Below are 1,194 nucleotides of genomic sequence, written 5' to 3'. Positions count from 1 at the left end.
TAATTATAGATTAAGTCCATAATGAGAGTGTGTGAGCATGAAATGGTGAATGATATGACAGCAGCACAAGCACCAAAGGCGGCAGACAAGAAGAGAATGGCTCAGGTCGGCTTCAAAGCTGCTGTAAAAATAATGGAAGGATGGGGCTGTACCGGCGCAGACATGCAGCGAATTCTTCGCATGCCAAGGTCTACATTCCAAAAGTACAAGGCGAACCCAGACACTATATCTATGGATGATGATCAGCTTGAGCGCTTAAGCTATATCGCAAACATTCACAGTAGCCTTCGAATCATCTTCGATAACCAAGAGAACGTTCAGGGTTTCATGTCGATGGAGAACAAAAACGCTTACTTCGAAGGGCAGACGCCTTTATCTATTATTAGTAGCGGCAAATTCGCTGATCTTTACGAAGTGTTCTGTCGTGTCGACGCGTTACGTTCAGGTCAATGGGGGTAGCATGCCGAATGCGAGAGAAAATCAAGCGGTAGGTTATAGGCTCATTCCGTCTAAGTACCCGACGATTGATTTGTTTGATGATGTCCTTAATCCGGAAGACTTTGAGGTGATGTATCAACTGCAAGCATTGACGAATCCACGTATTCTCGATGAAGTGGGTGATGTTTCCCTGATTAAGCCGGAGGAAATCCCGTACCACTGTGAACGTGGTCGTAGCTATGCGGTAGCCGCCTTTACGCACATTAACCGTGATGGCTCACGCTTTGCTGATGGCAGCTTTGGGATGCTTTATATTGGTGACACCGAACAAACCGCTGTAAAGGAGGTCATGTATCACCAGCGCAAGTATTGGGCTGGCGTTAATGGGCTTCACTATGATCGTTTGGTGTTTAGGGCGCTTCGTTTCACATTTGATGATAATAAGGTGATTGATGTGTGCGACAAGCCAATGACAGATCCAATTTACGACCTGATTGATTACTCTGCGGCACAGATGCTTGGCCGCCAGGTACGGCAAAATGATACATTATCAGGGATCCGCTACCACTCAGTGCGAAATGAAGGGAGGATTTGCTGGGCGATGTCTACGCCACAGGTGGTTAGCGATGTCATCCAATGCTTCCACGCAGAAATGATTTGGAACGGGAAAGAAATCAGCCAGGTTGAGAAGATTTACTTACTGGATGAATCGATATAGCGGTATGTTAATAAACCAATCTTAAGTGCGCATTATAT

At 45.8% G+C, this 1,194-nt stretch carries 2 protein-coding genes; both read left to right on the top strand.

Annotated features, from left to right (window positions below; genetic code table 11):
• The first annotated feature begins 54 nt into the window (after nucleotides 1–54).
• Nucleotides 55–459, top strand: a complete 405-nt coding sequence (locus tag BZG79_RS15740; RefSeq protein ID WP_025744909.1) for an antitoxin Xre-like helix-turn-helix domain-containing protein — start codon at nucleotides 55–57, stop codon at nucleotides 457–459.
• 1 nt (nucleotide 460) lies between these two features.
• Entirely contained in the window at nucleotides 461–1,156 is a 696-nt protein-coding gene (locus BZG79_RS15735; RefSeq protein WP_077460759.1) for an RES family NAD+ phosphorylase, read from the top strand.
• Nucleotides 1,157–1,194 lie beyond the last annotated feature (38 nt).

Origin of the sequence: Salinivibrio sp. MA427, from assembly GCF_001996115.1 — a bacterium.
GTDB lineage: Bacteria > Pseudomonadota > Gammaproteobacteria > Enterobacterales > Vibrionaceae > Salinivibrio > Salinivibrio costicola.
The sequence above is the reverse complement of the archived record's forward strand: the minus strand, read 5'-3'. Positions and strand labels throughout refer to the sequence as shown.

Coding starts and splice junctions, on each gene's coding strand:
- BZG79_RS15740 (WP_025744909.1), top strand. CDS start 55: ATGACAGCAGCACAAGCACCAAAGGCGGCAGACAAGAAGAGAATGGCT.
- BZG79_RS15735 (WP_077460759.1), top strand. CDS start 461: ATGCCGAATGCGAGAGAAAATCAAGCGGTAGGTTATAGGCTCATTCCG.